This window comes from Rhodohalobacter sp. 8-1, from assembly GCF_038150125.1.
Lineage (GTDB): Bacteria > Bacteroidota > Rhodothermia > Balneolales > Balneolaceae > SW132.
In genome coordinates this window covers 65,901-84,326 of sequence record NZ_JBBVMF010000003.1, presented here as the reverse complement: position 1 = coordinate 84,326, position 18,426 = coordinate 65,901, and the positions used below count along the sequence as shown (strand labels likewise).

Below are 18,426 nucleotides of genomic sequence, written 5' to 3'. Positions count from 1 at the left end.
ACGGCATCAACATTATTTTTACCCAAATATTTCCCTATGCACTGAAATCCGGTTCAATATATATAAAGTGCTCAAATTTAATTCGTAGCGTCTGCTGTAAATGTGATAGTAACACCATTAAATACTGCATCAACGGCGTAGGTTCCGGCTGTATCACCCAATGTCAAGGTTGTGGAAGTAAGACCGTCAGCATCTGAAGTGTCTGTCAGATTCGAAACCGACTGACCTGAGGCATCAGATGGCACACCGGAAATTGTAAATGATACATCTTCACCAGCGATAGCGTTACCGAAATTATCCACGACACGGACAACAAATGGATCCGAAAGCTGTGTGTTGATGAGAGCTGTTTGTCCGTCGCCCGACACGCTTTCAATTCCCGATGCAGTAGCAGCAGTAATATCAAAACTATTTGATGTTACATCAGCCACGCCTGCTGCCTCAGTACCAAAGGTAATTGTATATCCTGTTGCGGCATCTTCTATCGTCAGATCACCAAAAATAGCGATGCCTTCACTATCAGTTGTGACTGTGACAGTACTCGCTGTTGTGAAATCATCCGCACTTAGAGTAGCTGTAACATTTATGCCCGGCACGCCATTACCTTCGCTATCTTTCACGATACTGGTTGGTGATGGACTAATCAGCGAGCCAGCCTCTGTTGTAGTCGGCTGCTGAGATATCTCAAGGGTGGATGCTGCGCCTGCACTTACCAAACTTGTAATCGGACTATTAGATATTGCAATAGTTGAAAGGGTAACCGTTAATGTGTCTGTTCCCGTCGCCGTTGGTGTGTAGGTGGCGGTATAAATACCACTTCCCTGATCGACCACTGAAGAAACACCTGCTCCGGTATTAGCTCCTGACGTAACAGAAACGCTTAAATCACCCTGAATCCCTTCAACACCATTTCCATAAATATCCTGAACGTCGACCGTAATAGTCGTTGCTTCACCCGCTGTTCCGGCTGGTACACTTGCAACCGTTGATCCGGCATCACCTGCGGCTGGTACAACATTAAAGGGATCAGACGTTGCGTCGAGCTCTACACCTACCGCATCAAATACCAGGGTGTAGGTTCCTGCCGCATTGATCTGAAGATCATCAAAAAGCGCCTCGCCATTTACGTCTGTTGTGGCTGTTAGAGTTCCAGCGTCGAAATCTGCCCCGCCACTTTCACGAACCGTCACTTCGATACCTGACACGTTATTGCCGAATTGGTCAGTGACAGTAACAGACGGTGACCCTGCAATCGGGTTTCCGGCCTCGATTTGTAGCGGCTGCTGGCTAATGGCCACACTATCCGCATCGCTTGTTGTTACTTCACTCGAGAATGGACTCCCGGGAATTGCCGTACCGTCTATATCAATTGCCACGAAGTCGGTACCTGTAGTCGATGGTGTATAGGCTGTGGAGTAAACGCCATCACCATTATCGAGTATTCCCTCCAGAGTGCTGCCATCGTTGGCTCCCGAAATTTGCACTCCAATCAGTGACGAGGCGCCCTCAACACGATTGCCGAATGCGTCTCGAACAGTGATGGATATTTGGGTTCGAACCCCCGCTGAACCATTCGGAACAGATGCAGTTGTCTGGGCCGCATCAGGATCACTTTCCGTCACCGTGAACAGGTTTGATGTGCGGTTTGTAATTCCATCTACCGAGAATACGAGGTTATACTCTCCAGCCAGCTCTATTGCAATATTATCAAAGATGGCCTGCCCCAAACTGTTCGTATTCAGTGTTGATGTACTTCCGACTGTGAAAGGTTGCCCTCCCTGTTCAGAAATCGTAACCTCCACGTTTGGCACTCTGTTACCATATTCATCCGTAATTCGTGCCGTTGGCGGCCCTGCGATTGGTTGCGCGGCTTCTGATATTTGCGGCTGTTGCGTGATCAGCATCAAGTCTGCAGCTGCTGCTGTGAATGTAATGGTTGGTGAGTTGAGAAGCGTAGTTCCCGTGGCTGTGACGCTTACACTTACTTGTTCAGCCGTCGTGTTTGAGACATTGAACTGATATGTGCCATCCGTAGCCGTTTCTGATATGGCTCCTGCATTTCCGTTACCACTCACTGAAATTGAAAAGTCAGATGATGTGAGTCCTGAAATTACGTTATCGCTGCCATCAAGAACTTCAACCGTTATCAGCGAATTGCTGCCGGCTGGCAATGTTCCCGGCGAGGCTGTGACTGATGAATTCGATGCGCTCACATCACTTGTTTCTACCGTACTAAAATATGTGGTCCCTGCTATGTTTGTTCCATTCAGGGTAATCGCTATCTCATCTGTACCGGTAGCTGATGGAGTATAACTGGTTGTGTAAGTCCCATCTAAATTATCCGTAATTCCGCTGAAAGAAGATTCAGTTGAATTTGGCCCCGCAACAAAACTCACATTCAGATCACCATCTGCACCAGTGACGGCATTATTGAACTGATCCCAAACCGTAATCGTGATGGTTGTTGGATCACCTGCTGCTCCATCAGGAACATTCGCCGTGCTATTTAAAGGATCACCAGCCGCAGCTACGACATCGAATGGGTTACTCGACACATCTGAAACCGCCGGTGCATCCGCATCAAACACAAGGGTATAGTTATCCGCTGTGTTGATGACAAGATCATTAAAGGCAGCCGTTCCATCTGTACCTGTCAGAACACTCAATGTCCCTCCGTCTAAAGTATATCCACCTTGTTCAGACACGCTTACTGACACGCCATCAATTGGGTTGCCTGCATCATCCGTGACCGTTACTTCCGGTGATGGTGTGATCGCACTTCCAGCGGTCGTTTCGCCTGGCTGGGATGTAATTGACATTACCGACGCTTCACCTATTTCTGCCTGGGCCGAGAATGTTACCGATCCAACCCCGGCAGCAGAAGCATCAACACTATATGTACCGGGAAGATTACCCAGGGTAAGGCGAGTAAACGCACGGCCCAGAGATCCCGTGAGAATTTGCGCATTGGTCAAACTCTGACCTGTTGCGCCTGCCGGAATCTGGTCAATAGCAAAGTTGACCTGCACGCCACTTACCGGGTTGCCAAATGAATCCTCAGCTTCTACTACAAAGTCCGCCGGCAGCTGTTCGGCAACTGTTCCTGTTTGATTATCTCCCGATAGCAGCGTCAATGCTGCCAGGCTGCCTGCCGTAAATTCAATTTGAGGGATGTCATTAAGTTGCGTGCCGCTCACCGTTACTGTGGCCGTCACCGTCTCGGCCGTTTGGTTCGTGATGGATGTGGTGTAGGTGCCGCTTGTTCCTTCCGTAATGGCACCCAGCGTCGCATTGCCTGACAATACAATAGTGAAACTGCCCGCATCCACACCGCCGACAGGGTTATTGCTTCCATCGCGCAACTCAATTGTAAGTGTTGTGCTCTGACCGGCCTGCAGCGTCAGCGGACTGGCTGACACGCTTGAATTGACCGCATCAATCCCGCCGCTCGAAACATCAAATGTATTTGACGTGCCCGTAATGAGCCCATCCTCGGCCGTAATTGTTTGCCCGGTTCCCGCATTGCTCACCGTTACATTCACGGAGGCAAGTCCGCTCGCAAAATCAGCCGTGGCCGGAGTGATGGTTCCGGCGGTTGTACTCAGTGTGGCCGTTCCGCTGTAATTGCCGGCTGTATTCCCTTCGGTGTCCTGCGCCGTCAGCGAGATGGTAAATCCTGAGCCGGCCGTCTGAGGTGACGCGATGGTATCAAATACAAACTGCGATGCTGCGCCCGCATTTGCCGTGGCCGTAAACAGTACAGATCCAAGACCCGTACCGGACGCCGTTACATTATAATCTCCCGATACATTACCGAGAGTCAGCGATGTGGTCGCTCGTCCATCACTATCGGTTTGAACCGTTGTGGCCGACAGACTTTGACCTGTTGCACCTACTGGCGCGTTGGTAATTTCAAAACTGACAGACTTCCCTTCTACCGCATTGCCAAATTCATCGCTCACCTGCACCGACAATGGGTTTGCCAGGGTGTTGGTCACCGTAGCCGTTTGATTGTTCCCGGAGTTGACCACAATGTCAGATGCCGTGGCAGGAATTACATCAAAGCTTGAAGTTGTGGCTGCAGCGGCAACTCCCTGGGCATTAAAGTTAATTGTGTAAGAGCCCGCCTGGGTCACCACCAGATCATTAAATACCGACTCACCATTTCCATCTGAACTAACTGTTGATGTTCCACTGGCAAACGATCCTGTTGACAAACTTGCCACCACATCAATGCCGGATACCGGGTTCGATAAATCGTCGGTCACAAGCGCCGCAGGAGGACCTGCTACCGGCTGACCCGCCACTGTTTGCAGGGGCTCAGCTGCCACCTCTACCGTGGCCGCATCACTGGTGATCACCGTGCTCGTAAACGGACTGCCCTGGATAGCTGCCCCGCCAAGAGTAATTGCAATCGTGTCGTCACCTGTTGCCGTTGGTGTGTAGCTGGCGGAATAGGTACCGTCGCCATTGTCTGTAAACGTATTTATTGAGGCCGTGTTAGCTCCGCTCACTGTTGCCGAAAGATCACCGGCCGCACCTGTCACAGGATTTCCAAAGGCATCATTTACTGAAATCGTAATCGTCGTCGCATCACCGGCCGATCCGTTTGGTACCGTCGCCGTGGTTTGGGAGGCATCTCCGTCAGCCGGGCTCACATCAAAGACATTTGACGTAGCCGTTTTTCCACCGGTTGCTGTAAACACGAGATTGTATTCCCCTGCATCTGCAATTACAAGATCGGTGAAGTCTGCTGCTCCTGATGCATTCGTCTGAACCGTCAGCGTACCGCTTGCAAACGACTGGCCACCCTGTTCGCTCACGGTCACATCAATCGACGGGACAGGATTTGTAAACTGGTCCTCGAGTGTAACCGATGGCGGGCCGGGGATGGATTCACCGGCTGTGACGCTCAATGGCTGTGTGGATACAATGAGCCGTTCAGGAACACCTGCGGTAAATGTAATGGCAGGTGCATCATTAATCGTCGTTCCTGTCGCCGAAATCGTAACCGTCACGGATTCTGCCGTTTGATTCGATACCGTAAACTGGTACGTACCGGCCGTCGGTGTTTCAGTTACGGTACTTGCCGTGGCTGACCCGCTTGGGTTTACATCAAAGTTTGATGAGCTGAGCCCGGTAATTGGATTGTCACTGCCATCTCGCAGTACCACCGTAACCGTTGACGGGCTTCCTACCGTAAGACTTGTCGGGCTGGATGTCGCACTCGAGTTCGAGGCGCTTACATCACTGGTCGTGACGGTGGACGAATACGGGCTGCCGGAAATCCCAACGCTGTTTAATGTGATTGTAATTTCATCCGTTCCAGTCGTTAAAGGCGTATAACTGGTCGTATAGGTACCGTCGCCATTGTCCGTGATACCTGTAAACGATTCACCGGCATTTGGCCCGCCGGTTACCGATACGTCAAGAGCCAGGCCTGCACCTGTTACCGGATTGCCAAACTCATCAGATACATTTATGACGATCGATGTTGCATCTCCGGCCGCACCGTTTGGTACCGTCGCCGATGATTGAGCCGCATTACCCGTCGCCGCGCTCACATCAAATGCATTTGATGTGGCCGTTCTGCCGCCCGGCTCATTAAACACAAGGTTGTATTGGCCAGCTGACGAAAGCACCAAATCGCTGAATGCCGCAATTCCTGAGGCGTTGGTTTGAACCGTCAGTGTTCCGCTATCGAACGTCTGCCCTCCCTGCTCGCTCACCGTGACATTAACGCCCGGAACAGGATTATCAAACTCATCCTCGAGGGTGACTGTTGGCGGGCCGGCAATCGATTGCCCGGCAGTAATATCGCTTGGTTGGGTTGTTACTGTGATGGTTGCCGTTTCACCCACCGTAAACTCTATAGAAGGAGTGCTTTGAAGGGTGGTACCCGTCGCCGTTACAGTTACCGTCACCGATTCAGCCACCTGGTTAGAGACCGTAAATTCGTAGGTTCCACCGGAGATCTCACTTACGGCTGATGTCGTCGCTGATCCGTTCGCACTTACGTTAAAGTCTGTCGAAGAAAGACCAGCAATCGGGTTATTGCTTCCGTCCCGAAGCTCTACAGTCACCGTTGATGGATTACCGACTACGAGACTCGCAGGACTGGCTGTCGCATTCGAGTTCGAGGCACTCACATCGCTGGTCGTCACGGTGGACGAGTACGGGCTGCCGAAAATTTCAACGCTGTTTAGAGTGATCGTAATTTCATCCGTTCCAATTGTTAAAGGCGTATAGCTGGTCGTGTAGGTTCCGTCATTATTGTCGGTAATCGCCGTAAATGTTTCACCGGCGTTTGGCCCGCTGCTAACCGATGCATCAAGCGCAGACTCAGCTCCTGTTACCGGGTTTCCAAACTCATCCGATACCGTGATAACAATAGATGTTGCATCACCGGCAGCGCCATTTGGAACATTGGCCGTTGTTGCTGCCGGATCCGCACCAGCAGGTGTAAATTCGATTTGAGGTTCATCGTTGAGCTGCGTGCCGCTTGCCGTAACAATTGCCGTTATTCCTTCTGCCGTTTCGTTGGTGATGTTTGTCGTGTACGTACCGGCAACTGGCTCTGTGATCGTTCCCGCGGTAGCGTCACCTGTCAGCGTAACATTAAATGAACCCGTATCAACGCCTGACACAATATTATTACTTCCATCCCGGAGCTCAATTGTAAGCGTGGAGGTTTGACCCGCCTGCAAGGTAAGCGGACTCGCTGATACTGATGAATTAGCTGCATCAACCTCGCCGCTTTGAACATCAAATGTGTTGGATATACCTGTTATAGCCCCGTCTTCAGCAGTAATTGTCTGATCGGTGCCTGCATCACTAACAGTAACGTTTACCGAGGTTGTTCCGCTTGTAAAGTCTGCCGTAGCCGGATTGATGGTCCCTGCCGTTGTGGTAAGAGTAGTCGTACCATTGTAGTCGACAGCGGTATTGCCTTCACCGTCTAGAGCTGATAATGTGATTGTAAACCCGGTACCGGCTGTTTGAGGTGAAGAGATTGTATCAAACGAAAATGCCGATGCGGCACCCGGCTCTGCCGTTGCCGTAAATACGACCGACCCGATTTCCGTTCCTGAGGCTGTTATGCTGTAGTCGCCCGAGACATTGCCTGTCGTGAATGAAACAGGGGCGAGGCCGTCAGAGTCAGTCAGAACAGTGGCTGCAGATAGACTTTGCCCCGTGGCCCCCGAAGGAGTGTTTGAAATTATAAAACTGATCTCTTCACTTTCCACCGGATTATCAAATTCATCGGTCACACGTACCACAAATGGATTCGCCAGTGCTTCTGTAACAGTGGCGCTCTGATTGTTTCCGGATCTGATGACAAGATTTGCGGGATCGGCTGCAATAATCTCAAATACCTGGCTTGAGGCATTCTTACTCACGCCAACAGCGTTAAATTCCATCGTGTAGCTTCCTGCTGCGTTGATCACAAGGTCTGTAAATGTAGCGATGCCGCTGACATCCGTATCTACGGATGTTGTACCGCTGTTGAACGTTCCGCTTATCAGACCGGCGATTACTTCCACACCAGATACATTATTAGCTCCTGCATCCGTGACCCGCGCCGCAGGTGGTCCTGCTACCGGCTGACCGGCAACGGTCTGGATCGGCTGCGTTTCTACAGCCACATTTTCTGCATCACTTGTCACAACATTACTTGAATAAGGACTTCCATCGATTCCAATACCGCTAAGTGTGATCGCGATTTCATCTATCCCGGTTTCTATAGGCGTGTAACCGGTGGAGTATAATCCATTTCCATTATCCGTAACTGGATCCACGGCAGCTCCCTCATTGGCACCGCTAATACTCAGTGCCAGATCATCTGCAACCCCTTCAACCCGGTTACCAAATGCATCCCGTACAGTGATGGTAATTGAGGTAAAATCTGTTGCCGCACCGTTTGGCACATCAGCCGTAGTGAAGGCTGCATCTGCATTCGCAGGAGTTACATTGAAAACATTTGACGTGGCCGTGACTCCGCCCGGCTCGCTGAATACAAGGTTGTACTGTCCCTCTTCAGTAATCACGAGATCAGAAAATGTTGCCACTCCCAATGTATTTGTTTGCACAGTTAAGGATCCACTGGCAAAATCTTGTCCTCCCTGCTCACTCACCGTAACGTTAATACCGGGAACAGGATTATTGAATGTATCCTCAAGGGTTACGGATGGCGGGCCGGGAATTGACTCGCCGGCTGTCACATTTTGCGGCTGAGTTGAAACGGTAATTCTTGACGGATCAGCAGCAGTGAAAGTGATCTCAGGAGTATCCTGAAGTGTAGTTCCGGTAGCCGTAATGGTAACGGTGACCGTCTCCGCCGCCTCATTGTTTACAGTGAATTCGTAGGTACCGGCCGTGGACGTTTCAGATACTGAACTCGCTGTTGCCGATCCTGATGCGCTTACGTTGAAGTCTGCGGATGATAATCCTTCAATTGAATTGTTACTTCCGTCCCTAACATCTAAAGTTATAACAGATGGATTCCCTACTTCAAGGGTAGTCGGGTTCGCAGCGGCGATAGAATTAGTAGCACTTACATCACTTGCGATCACATCAGATGAATATGGACTGCCGGATATTTCAACGCTGTTTAACGTGATCGTAATTTCATCCGTTCCAATCGTTAAAGGCGTATAGCTGGTCGCGTAGGTTCCGTCATTATTGTCGGTAATCGCCGTAAATGTTTCACCGGCGTTTGGCCCGCTGCTAACCGATGCATCAAGCGCAGACTCAGCTCCTGTTACCGGGTTTCCAAACTCATCCGATACCGTGATAACAATAGATGTTGCATCACCGGCAGCGCCATTTGGAACATTCGCCGTTGTTGCTGCCGGATCCGCATCAGCAGGTGTAAATTCAATTTGAGGAGTATCGTCTAGCAACGTGCCGTTTACCGTGATACTGGCCGTAACCACTTCCGCCGTTTCGTTGCTGATATTTGTAGTGTATGTCCCTGTTGCTGGCTCAGTGATTGTCCCGGCTATTGCGTCACCTGTCAGCGAAATGTCAAAACTGCCGGCATCCACGCCACCAACGAGGTTATTATTATTGTCGCGAAGCTCAATCGTAAGCGTAGAACTCAGGCCAGCCTGCAAGCTAAGCGGACTTGCTGCTACCGATGAGTTGGCTGCATCAATCCCGCCGGTTTGAACATCAAACGCATTAGATGTTTCCGTAATAATGCCGTCCGTCGCCGTGATGGTGATGCCGCTGCCTGCCTGGTCAAGAGTTACATCCAGGCTGACAGTTCCGTTTGTGAAACCGGCCGTTGCAGGTGATATCGTGCCCTGCGATGCGCTCAGTGTCAACGATTCGCCGTAGCTATCAGCCGTATTGCCCTGGTCATCCAGCGCCGTCAGGGAGATTGTAAACGGCTGCCCTGCCGTTTGTGGAGTAGGGATTGTATCAAACTCATACGCTGTGGCCGGTCCCGCTTCAGCCGTTGCCGTGAACGTCACATCAGTAAGGCTACCCGATGATGCCGTCACTTCATACGTTCCTGGACGATTTCCGAGCGTCAGTTCTGTGGACAAAAGCCCATCCAGACCCGTTTCAGCAACGAGTGTGGTCAAAATTTGCCCGGTTGCACCGGCAGGAGTGCCAGTGATATCAAAACTCACTTCCTGGTTCGATACCGGGTTTCCAAATGGATCCGTCACAAGTACCTCAAGCGACTCAGTCAGCGACTCTGTCACGGTACCGGTTTGATTATTGCCATCGCTAATCAACAACTCATCTGCACCTGCTGCAATAATCTCAAAAGACTGACTGACCGCATCTTCACTCACGCCAATGGCAGAAAATTCCATCACGTAGTTCCCGGCCGTGTTGAGCACAAGATCAGTGAACGCAGCTATTCCGTTTCCATCTGTGTCTACAGAAGTTGTACCGCTGCTAAACGTGCCACTTTGCAGTCCGGCGATCACCTCAATACCGGGTACATCATTATTTCCTGCATCAGTAACCCGGGCTGCAGGTGGCCCCGCAATCGCCTGGCCAGCGATTGTCTGTAAAGGCTCTGTTTCTACAGCAACTGCTTCTGCTTCACTGGTTGAAACGGTACTTAAATATGGGCTTCCGGAAATTTCAGTGCCATTTAACGTAATCGTAATTTCATCATCGCCTGCACTGTCCGGAGTATAATTTGTAGAGTAACGTCCGTTTCCATCATCTGTGATCGGCTCCGTGACGGCACCACTGTTCGCCCCGCCAATACTCACTGCGAGAGCCCCTGCAACCCCTTCAACCCGATTGCCAAACGGATCTTCAACGGTTATTGTAATTTCGGTTTGATTTGTAGCGGCTCCATTCGGCACATCAGCGATTGTAGAGTTCGGATCTGCATCTGCGGGTTCTACGCTAAACGCGTTTGACGTGATCGTAATGCTTCCGCCGACTGTAAACACGAGGTTATACTGACCGGACGTATTGATCACAAGATCTTCAAACAGGGCATTACCGAAAGAATTGGTCGACACAGTCGTTGCCCCGGAAGCAAATGTCTGTCCGCTTTGCTCTGTAACCGTCACATCTGCGCCCGGTACCGGGTTATCAAATTCGTCAAGAACCTCTACAGCCGGAGATTCCGAAATAATCTGACCCGCTGTAGTTGATCCGGGATTACTCGCAATTGATATATCGGCAGGGTCGCCGGCGTTGAACGTAATTTGAGGTGTATCATCAAGTACCGTTCCCTGCGCCTCAACCGTTACCTGAACCTGCTGGGCCGTCGTGTTTTGAACTGTAAATTCATATGTACCATCCGATGACGTTTCACTAACAAGTCCCGCTATGGCGTTACCACTGACGTTCAAAAAAAAATCTGGCTCGCCTAGTCCGGCAATTGGGTTCCCGGACCCATCCTTAAGATCAATCCTAACAACCGAACTTCCTCCTACCTGTAACACAGCTGGATTCGCCTGCACAATAGATTCACTTGCACTTACTTCACTAACAGATACCGTACTAAACTGGGGGCTATTTGAAAGTACAACACCGCTCAGAGTTGCTTCAATAGTATCATTACCGGAATTAGATGGAGTATATGGCGCCGAATATTCCCCCTCTACCGGTGCCGGAACTACATTCGGTGATGCGATATTTGCCCCGCTGACAGAAACGGAGAGATTGCTTTCCTCACCATCAACCGCGTTACCAAATTCATCTTCCACTTTGATCTTTATCTCAGTCTCTTCTCCGGCAGTTCCGTCAGGCACTTCAAGCGTACTGCTTTCTGCATCGCCCACACCGGGATTCACATTAAATAAGTTCGAAGTCACACCTGGCACGCCTGATACAGACGTATTGAACACCAGAGCATACCTGCCGGATGTCTCTATCACAAGATCGCCAAACGTAGCTACACCTGATGCATCCGTTGAGCGGGTAAGCGTTCCGCCATCAAAGGTATAGCCGCTGTTTTCACTTACGGTCACATTTATATTAGCTACTGGATTACCTGCAATGTCAGTGATTTGAACCTGTGGTGCAGGGCTGATCGGCTGGCCGGCTTTTGTATTTTCCGGCTGCGTGACAACCGCCATTTGTGATGGAGTACCGGTCTCCGCTTCTGCGGTGAAGGTTGCAGTTCCCAGACCACTGATTGAGGCTTCAACTGTGTAGGTTCCGGGCGTATCCCCGAGAGTTAATCGTGTTGAGGCTTCACCGTCTAAATTGGTTACGGTTGATGTGTTACTAAGGTTCTGACCGCTTGCACCCGCCGGTGTGTTAGTGATCGCAAATTCCACGTTTTCATTCGGTACAGGATTGTCAAAGGCGTCATCAACCCGGACTACAAAATCATTAGAGAGCTGTTCGGTAACCGCCCCGTTTTGATTGTCGCCGGAAACAAGAACAAGATCATCCGCGGCCGCCGGAGTGAATTCAATGGACGGAGAATCATTCAGAGTCGTGCTATTCACTAAGACTGTAACGGTTACGGTTTCCGCAGTTTGATTGGTGATCACCGAGGTATAGGTTCCTGCATCACCGGTGACTGATCCGGCATTCGCGCTTCCGGTAACATCAACAGAGATATCGCCAGCCTGCACTGTGACCGGGTTATTGCTTCCGTCGCGAAGTTCAATAGTCAGCGTTGAATTTTCTCCCGCCGGAAGGGTTGTTCGGTCGGCACTGACTGAAGAGTTAGCCGCATTCACGCCGCCGCTTTCCACATCAAACGTATTGGAGGTTCCGGTAATTGAGCCATCAACAGCCGTAATCGACTGGCCGGCTGCTGCCGTATTCAATTCAACGTCGAGCGAAACTACACCATTTGTGAATTGTGTACTGGCCGGTGTTATGCCACCGCTCGCAGCACTCAGGTTTGCTGTGCCCTGATAGCCGGATGCTGTATTGCCCTGGCTATCCTGTGCCACAATTCGGATGCCAAACGGCTGTCCGGCTGTCTGCGGAGTAGTGATGGGGTCAAACGAGAAGGAGTTTGCGGCCGCCGCGTTTGCGGTTGCGCTGAACGATACGCTGCCAATACCACCTGCCGCAGCAGTCACCATATACGTCCCTGTAATGTCGCCGAGCGTCAGTGTGGTTTCAGCGAGACCTTCAGAATCGGTAGAAACAGATGTGTTGCTCAAAGTCTGCCCGCTTGCTCCCAAAGGTGTGTCGATAATCGAAAACTCAACATCGGTTCCGGATACAGGGTTATCAAATGCATCCGTAATCCGTACCACAAACGGATCATCCAATTGTGCCGTAACCGTTGCTGACTGGTCTGTTCCGGATTCCCTGCTAATCTTATCAGCTTGTGCCGGGGCTACATCAAACAAATCGGATACTGCATTCACGCTCACGCCAATCGCATTGAATTCAAGCGTGTAGGAACCCGCCGTTTCAATCACGAGATCATCAAACTCCGCAATTCCGCTGCCGTTGGTATTTACACTTGTGGTACCACTGGCAAGGGAGCCTGGTCCATTTATGCTTACAATTACCTCTATGCCGCCAACCGAATTGTCAAGATCGTCCGTAACCCGAACCGAAGGTGGCCCTGCAATCGATTCACCAGCGATTGAGTTTCCAGGCTGTGTATTAATGGCAATATTTTCGGCATCACTTGTAATCACAACACTTGTAAAGGGGCTGCCTTGTATTCCTGCACCATCCAGTTCAATCGTGATTTGATCACTTCCAGTGACCTCAGGAGTGTAAGCTGAAGAGTATATCCCATTACCCTCATCAGTTACAGGCTCTGTATCTGCCCCGCTGTTCGCACCGCTAACACTCACTGCCAAATCCTCATCAACCCCTTCCACAAGGTTATCGAAAGCATCCCGTACTGTGATGGTGATATTGGTCTGATCTCCGGCAGAGCCGTTTGGAACATTTGCAGTTGTATTGCCTGCATCAGCTTCCGCAGCATCAACCACAAAGGATTGTGATGTGGTTGATAAACCGCCCTGAGCTGAAAAAAGCAGTCGATACTGTGCCGCCCGGTTAATCACCAGATCACTAAACTGTGCTACTCCGCTACTGTTTGTAGTTTGTTGTAAGTTGCCGGAAGCAAAGGACTCTCCGTTCAGTTCACTTACGGTTACCTTAACCTCAGGAACCGAATTACCGTACTCATCAAGAATTCTTACTGATGGTGAGTTTGTGATGATCTCACCCGCGATGGACGACCCCGGCTGCGAACCGGAAGGAATAGCGATCAGATTCGGATCCGCGGCCGTAAAGGTGATCTGTGGTGCATCGTCCAGCAATACTCCGTTTGCATTAACCGATACCGTAACCAGCTGTGCCGTCGTATTCCGGACATTGAACTGGTAGGTTCCGGACGATGACTCACTTACCGTTCCCGCTGAGCCGTTGCCGCTTACATTAATATTATAATCCGAATTTGTAAGCCCGGTGATCGGGTTATCGCTTGCATCCCTAAGCTGCACAGTAACCTGTGAGGTACTGCCCGCCTGAACCGTTTCAGGGTTGGCGCTAACAGATGAAACACTGCTGCTGATATCGCTGGTTGAAACCCTGCTTGAATAGGGGCTTCGCGAAATCGGCGTGCCATTTAGCTCAATAGAAACCTGGTCATTACCAGAGTTGTTTGGCGTATAAACAGCTCGGTATTGCCCGTCTCCGATGGGATTTGCTGAAGGAGTAGCACTGTTTGCTCCTGCAATTGAGATCGCCAATTCAGAGGCAACTCCATCTACCCGGTTACCGAAAGCATCTTCAACGGTAATTAGTATAGAGGTATCTTCTCCGGCCGTTCCATTCGGCACCGACGCATCCGTGTTCTGCGGATCTGCCTCAGCCGGAGTAATTGTAAACGGGCTGGATACCGGATCATCCACACCAGATGCCGCTACATTAAACAGAATCGTATAGTCACCGGCCGTCTGGATCGTAAGATTGCCAAACTCAGCTACGCCGTTGCTATTTGTTGTCTGTGTGGCCGAACCAGATGAAAAACCGCCTGAATTCAGTCCTGCTTCCACACTTACGCCACTTATTGGATTACCTTGCGCGTCGGTCACTTCTACTGCCGGGAATGGCGAAATTACTTGCCCTGCAGTTGTATTTGAAGGCTGTTGTGCGATCTCTGCATTCGATGCGCCGCCCGTTTGAACATCGAACTCATTTGAAGTGCCACTGATCGACCCATCTGTGGCCGTTATAGTTTGACTGGATCCGGCTCCGCTTACGCGTATGCTTTGTGATGCTTCTCCATCTTCAAAATTCAAGCTGCCTGGCGTGATTGCTCCGGCCGTAGTAGAAAGAGTGGCTGTACCGCTATACCCTGTGGCGATGTTGTCAAACTCGTCAAACGCCGTAATGCTAATAAGGAATGAAGCGCCGGCTGTCTGAGGACTGCTGACCTCATCTAACAAAAAGGTCTGTGCATTTCCAGGAACTGCCGTAGCGTTGAAAAGTACACTTCCAACTGCAGATGCAGCCGATACGGAGTAGTTCCCCACACGATCGCCAAGAGTGAGAATTGAAGAGGCGCGGCCATTGGCATCCGTAACTGTGGTTTCACTGCTCAACGACTGACCAGCAGCTCCGTCCGGAGCTTCCTCAACAGAAAATTCAACCGCAAAGCCTGATACAGGATTTCCAAAGGGGTCAGTAATTTCTGCCACAAACGGATTGTCTAAAGCTTCCGACACTGTTGCGGTCTGCCCGTTTCCACTTATACGCGCAATTTTATCTGCCCCTGCAGCTGAAATTTCAAACGGGTCAGACACCGCATCTTCCGACACTCCGAGAGCATCAAACCGGAGACGGAAACTGCCGGATGTTTCAATCACAAGGTCATCAAAAACAGCCGTTCCGGAAATATCCGTGGTCACAACAGTTGTACCACCGGAAATTCCCGCCCCCCCATCAACAGAAACGGTTACATCCACATTACCGATGGGGTTACTAAGATCATCCGTCACAAGAACAGCCGGTGATCCGTCGATGACCTCTCCGGCAACTGCGTCTTGCGGCTGGACGGTAATTTCAATGTTTTCAGCATCAGTAGCTACCACTTCACTCACGAACGGACTTCCATCGATAGCCACGTCATTCAGCTCTATCGTAATTTCATCGGTGCCCGTTGCAGATGGTATGTAGCTGGCTTGATAGGTTCCATTACCCTCGTCGGACACTGAGGTAAATGATGCACCGGAATTGGCACCCAGGCTTACAGAAAGCGACAAGTTAGGTGCCTCGCCTTCAACCCGGTTTCCAAATTCGTCCTGCAACGTGATGGTTATCTCCGTTACATCTCCCGCGGAACCGTTTGGCACATCGGCTGTACTGTTCGCAGGATCAGCAACTGCGGCTGATACATCAAACGGATCCGAGGTAATGTCACTTACAGATGAAGACGCCGGCGTAAAAGTAATCGTGTAATCTGTCCCGGATTCTGTAATTCTCAGGTCGCCAAATGCCGCTACACCTGAACTATTTGTTGATACCTGAACAGTGCTTTGCTCTGCATAATTTCCGCCATTGAGCCCGGCACTAACCTCTATACCCTCAATGCCATTTCCTTCATCATCGGTAATCTCCACTGCCGGAGAGGGTGAAATGGATTCGCCTGCCACAGTGGTAGCTGGCTGACTGGTGATGGATATAGCCGACGCCTGACCAATCGTAGCCTGGAAGTTAAACGTGACAGCTCCCGCATTTTCTGCTGATGCTTCCACAGTGTAAGTTCCCGGAGTGTTTCCAAGGGTAACAATCGCCGACGCTTCCCCGTCAGTATTTGTCACTCCAGTTGACGGATCAATGGAGCGACCCACTGCAGCACCCGGCGTTTCATCAAATGTAAATGTAATAGTCTCACCCTCAACAGGATTACCAAATGCATCTGTCACGCGTACGATGATAGGATTGGGGAGCTCATTGCCTACCTTAGCCGATTGATTATCACCCGACACAATCTCTATGTTTTCCGCGCCGCCTGTCAAAAATGTGACGACAAGCACAGGCTCGAGCGTTACGCCGGAAACCGATACGGTCAGGGAAAGCTCACCCGGTACCGTATTGGTCACGGTTGCGGAATAAACGCCTGACTGCCCGTCTTCTGTAAACGAACTGACTGTTGCATCACCAGCTCCTGACACCTGGATTTCATCTTCAATCCCGCTCAATGGATTGTTTTGATCATCCTTTGCAGTTACCGTGATCGTTGCTTCCTGACCCACCTGCAACTCTTGCGGTGAAATATCAGCCGTGGAATTTTCCTCACTCACATCACTTGCCGTCACCACGCTTTCGACGGGTGACCCGGCAACTGCTGTACCGTTTAATGTTACGGCAATCTGATCACTGCCTATACTTTGAGGCGTGTATTCTGCAGTATAACTTCCCGCATCTCCACCTGCTGTAACTACGGGCGAGGCACTGTTATCACCCGTTACAGCTACATTTATTTGATCCTCGGCGCCCGATACAGGGTTCCCAAAACTGTCGTCAACGGATATACTAATAATAGTCGACTCACCGGCAATACCATCGGGAACGCTAACGGAACTTGCCGAAGGATCTCCCGCTGCAGCCATGACTGTAAACTGTGATGTGCTGAGTGTGGGCACATCAGAGTCTAACGCCTCAAACTCGATTCGGTAATTTCCGTCGGCCGCTTCAACCGATAATTGCTCGAATGTTGCAACGCCATCAGCACTTGTTGAAACGGTTGTTACGGAACTCCCGGAAAAACTCTCCGCATTCAGCGTTGCCTGAATATTTATTCCCTCTTCCGGTTCACCAATTGAGTCGGTGAATCTCACGGCTGGAGCCGGTGATATCGTTTCGCCGGCCACCGTTTGCGAAGGCTGCTGCACAATCTCCATTGATGCCGATCCTTCCATCACAAAACGGGAAGTGACCTGCTTATCCGAATCCATGATGATCGTCCCGGGGTTCTCGCTTCCGCTTAAGTCACCACTCCATTGAGAAAACTCCCAGCCATCTTCCGGAACGGCCGTCAGCATAACTTCCTCTCCGGCGGTATATTCCAATTTGTCGGGAACCGCTTCAATAAATCCCTGTCCCTCAATAGTGAGATCAAGAGTAAACAGTTCGGTAACCTCTTGCTCAAAAATGGCTGTTACAACTGTTTCTGTCTCAACCACCAGCGTATCGGGGTTTTGTGAGCCAGTCAGATCTCCTTCCCAACGGGCAAACCGCCAGCCGTCTTCGGGAACCGCCGTCAGCTGAAGCGTTGTAATTGCTTTTTGCGAGCGCGTTTCTGCTCGTTGCTGAGGAATCTCAGTCGTTTCAATTCTCTCATCAGGCAACGGCGGCCGCTCTCTTTTGAGTTCCGACCCATCAACGCTTTCGTCAATCGCGCGATTTCCATCCCTTTGAAGTTTCTGATTTCCCCCGTCCCGATTAACCGAAAGTGTATCTGTAGGTGTATCCGTTTTAATCTTAGTTGTGAGTGATGCGGCAGCCTGCTCTTGTTCCTGGTTAATAATTTCCTGCGATACAGATCCTTCGCCCACAATATTGATCGTCAGCGGCACCTCAATTTCTGAAAAGAATGCGGTAACCGACCGATTGTCAGTCATCGATAAGAATGTCGGGTTGAGCGATCCCACCAAATCACCTTCCCATCGGTCGAACGTGTAACCCGTATTTGGCACAGCCTCAATTTCAATAGTGGTGCCTTCAACAAACTCACCCTCGGACGGAAGAACTTCGCCTCCTTCATCGGGTGATACAGTTGTGGTCAGCGTGTTCACACCCGGGACCGCATCATCAAAGTCCGGCTGAGTTGTATCGCAGCTGAACGTTAAAACTGCGATGATGGAAGCCAATACAAATAGAAGTCGTCTCATATATGTCAAATCAGAGGAAAACAGTTCAATACTCTCTATTTTTACCTAAAAAGCGATTTCAGCCTAATAGCTGATAAAGACAAATTAGTTAACAAAAGAACCGAACGCA

The 18,426-nt window shown here is 50.4% G+C and carries 1 protein-coding gene; it reads right to left on the bottom strand.

Going from position 1 to position 18,426, the window contains the following annotated elements; genetic code table 11:
• Positions 1-77 precede the first annotated feature (77 nt).
• Positions 78-18,317: a filamin/ABP280 repeat domain-containing protein gene (locus tag AABW11_RS03470; protein ID WP_340103379.1), complete on the bottom strand. Its 18,240-nt coding sequence runs from the start codon at positions 18,315-18,317 to the stop codon at positions 78-80.
• Positions 18,318-18,426 lie beyond the last annotated feature (109 nt).

Bases quoted from the DNA above. Each gene is read 5' to 3' on its own strand.
- AABW11_RS03470 (WP_340103379.1), bottom strand. From the start codon at position 18,317: ATGAGACGACTTCTATTTGTATTGGCTTCCATCATCGCAGTTTTAACG.